This is a genomic window from Microbacterium sp. (assembly GCF_036277215.1).
Lineage (GTDB): Bacteria > Actinomycetota > Actinomycetes > Actinomycetales > Microbacteriaceae > Microbacterium.
Window position 1 is genome coordinate 1 of the sequence record NZ_DASUNI010000311.1, and the last position, 3,132, is coordinate 3,132.

Below are 3,132 nucleotides of genomic sequence, written 5' to 3' on the forward strand. Positions count from 1 at the left end.
GCGAACGCCTCCTCATCTCACCCCGCACGGTCGGAGCCCACCTGGCCAGCGCCTACCGCAAGCTCGCTGTCACCAGCCGAGGAGGCCTTCACATCGCGTTGCAGCAGGCCCGACGACAGGACGAGAACGAAGGGTGACCCCATGACCAGCGCTAGCGGCGCGACCCCACTTGTCGGCCGGGACACGAGCCTTGCAGTGATTGCTACGTTCCTCGAGGAGGTCGCCACTTCGGGGGCGCACCTGGTCGTCTCCGGCGACCCGGGAATCGGGAAGACGTCATTGCTGCAGGCCTCGCGGGACAGGGCCACGACGGCCGGCATCAGGGTCTTCGCAGCAGACGCAGCCCAGTTCGATACCCGGAGCAGCTTCGGAGCATTGCGTGAACTTCTCGAGCCGTTGTGGGGCTACGTGGCGCACCTCGATGCGGTGCACGGCGGGACGCTCGAGACCGGTCTGGCCGGTGCTCTCGGACCGCCGCTGCGGCGCGGCGCGCTCGGGCATGCGGTCCTGGCCCTGTTGCGCCAGGTCGCCGCCGACGGCCCCGTCCTCCTGGTGCTGGATGACGCTCAATGGGTTGATCCGGACACGTGTGACGTCGTTGCCTTCGTCGCTCGGCGCCTGGTTGGCCTGCGCGCAGGTCTCCTGAGCGCGACACGTTTCGGCTCGGGCAGTCCCCTGGAGGACGAATCCCTCCGCCACCACCGCCTCGCTCCCCTCGGCGAGGAGGAGTCAGCCATCCTCCTGGACTCAGCGTTCCCGCGGTTGCCGGCCCAGGTCCGCGAGCGTGTACTGCTCGAGGCAGACGGCAACCCGTTGGCGCTGCTTGAACTGCCACACGTCCTCGACACGTCGTCGATAGGAAGGTCGCCGGCCAAGGAGCCGTCCGCGCCGGCAGTGCTGCGCCTGTTCGGACCCCGCATCCGCGCACTTCCTGATCGGACGCGTGAGTTCCTGCTTCTGCATGCCTTGGAGGGCAGCGGCGACTTGGGCTTGTTGGCCAAGGGCCCCGAGGAGCCGCTTGGCCTGAGCGCGCCGGCCGAGAACGCCGGTCTGGTGCTCGTGGACGAAGCCGCCGGACGTCTTCGGTTTCGCCACCCGCTGGTTACCACCACGGTGGTGGAGCTGGCCACCGAGGAGGAGCGCCTACGAGCTCACGCCCGCATCGCCCAGGCGCTGCAGCGTTCTCCCGAGCGTCGTGCTTGGCACCTGGCTGCCGCCACGTCGGAACCGGATGAGACCGTGGCGACGGAGTTGGAGCTGCAGTTCAGGGACTCGTCCGCACGTGGCGACGTCGCGGGCGGCCTCCGCCTGTTGCAGCGTGCAGCGGAGCTCAGCCCCGAGCCCTCCGAACGAGCCCGCCGACAAGTGATGGGGGCGTTCATCGAGGCTGACGTGACCGGTGACCTGCGCTCGGCCGCACGTACGCTGTTGGACGCCGACGACGTCGCTTCCACGGGAACGCAGTCCCTGCCAGCCACCTTGGCCGCGACGTACGTGCTACTCAACGCCGAGTGCGAAGTCGACACGGCCCACGGCCTCTTGCGCGAAGCCATCAACCGACACCCCGGTCGAGACGACCCCACGGACGGTGTGCTTGAGCATGCTCTGCACAGCCTGCTGATGATGAGCTGGTTCGGCGGACGCCCCGCGCAATGGAGCCCTTTCCTCGAAGCAGTCGAGCGGCTCGGCCCAGGGTGCCCACCGCTCGTCGACCTCGTGCACCGAGCGTTCGGTGACGCGTCTCACCAAGGTGCCAGCGCACTGCCGTTGCTGACTGAGGTGCTGCGTCACGTCGACGCCGAACGGGACCCGCTGCGCATCACTCGCATCGCCTTGGCATGTGTGTACACCGACCGGATGGGAGAGTGTCGCCAGGCATTGAGACGTGTCGTGGACAGTGGATACGACGGCGGGGCGGTGGCCTTGTCGATCAACGCGCTGGTTTCTAGTTGCGTCGACGACTGGCTCACCGGGCAGTGGGACGAGGCGCTGGAGCTTGTGGCCGAAGGCGTCCGTCTGTGCGAGCAACACGGGTACCGGCGCTACTCAGTCATTCTCGCCGGATACATCGACCAGTTGGTGCGCGTGGCCCGCGGTGATCAGGAGGGCGGGCTACGCGCGGCCGAGGAGATGGCCGAGTGGGCCGAGGAACGCGGTGCCGGCCTGACGCGCTCGTTCGCCGAGCACCTCTTCACGCTGCGGTCCATCAGCTTGGGCGACTACGAGACAGCGTATGGACACGTCACGAGGATCGCCCCCGCCGGCGAGCTCGCTGCGTATAACCCGCACGCGCTGTGGGTGCTGTTCGACTTGGTCGAAAGCGCTATGGCCACCGGGCGGGCCGGGGCGGCTCGACAGCATGTGGCGGCGATGCGCGAACACCGCATCGACCGGATCTCGCCCCGCCTGAGGATGGTCGCCGACGGGTGTGCCGCCCTGGCGTCGACCGGCGAGGAGGCTAGTAACCTCTTCGAGCGCGCGTTGGCGACGCCCGATGGTCGACGCTGGCCCTTCGACCGTGCCCGCATTCAACTCGCGTACGGGGAGCACCTGCACCGGTGCAACGATCCCGCCGCGCGCGCATGGTTGACCGAGGCCACCACCACGTTCGGCCGACTCGGAGCACGGCCGTGGGAGGCACGCGCAGCCAAGGTGCTACGTGCCTCCGGCACGAGCGTGTCCCCTCGCGTCGTCACCTCGCAAAGCGGGGCGGACGTCCTCAGCCCCCGGGAGAGGGAAATCGCCGACCTCGCGGCCCAAGGGCTCTCGAACCGTGAGATCGGTGAGCGGCTCTACCTCTCGCACCGCTCGGTCGGTGCGGCGCTGTACCGCATGTTTCCCAAGCTGGGCATCACGACACGTGCGGCGCTGGCGGCCGCGCTGGAACGTCTCGACCAGCCGGACGCGGATGGCTAGCCCGCTGCGATTGCCGCTCGTCATTCGCCGGTGCGGTACCGGCCCACGAACGGGACGCTGTCGCGGCCGAGGAACCTCAGCCCGACGATCCGTCCGTCCTCGACGAGCCAGCGCAGGTCGTACTCGGCCGTATAGTGGGGCGGCCAGAACGACCCGAACCGGCCGGTGTCATCGACGGACCACTCCCCCGCGCTAACGCGACCGTCCTCATCGTAC

Annotated in this window: 2 protein-coding genes and 1 pseudogene; 2 read left to right on the forward strand and 1 reads right to left on the reverse strand. The window is 68.7% G+C overall.

Translation table 11 applies throughout. The features are described from left to right. The first annotated feature begins 14 nt into the window (after positions 1-14). Together VFX99_RS17330 and VFX99_RS15110 are read left to right on the forward strand one after the other, a co-directional pair. A complete protein-coding gene (locus VFX99_RS17330; protein ID WP_414684400.1) occupies positions 15-137 on the forward strand; it encodes a hypothetical protein in 123 nt (40 codons plus the stop codon). Positions 138-141: 4 nt separating this feature from the next. After that, entirely contained in the window at positions 142-2,916 is a 2,775-nt protein-coding gene (locus tag VFX99_RS15110; protein ID WP_329667116.1) for an ATP-binding protein, read from the forward strand. Positions 2,917-2,936: 20 nt separating this feature from the next. Here the strand turns inward: VFX99_RS15110 and VFX99_RS15115 are convergent. Continuing rightward, positions 2,937-3,132: pseudogene (locus tag VFX99_RS15115) on the reverse strand (hypothetical protein); the annotation flags it as partial.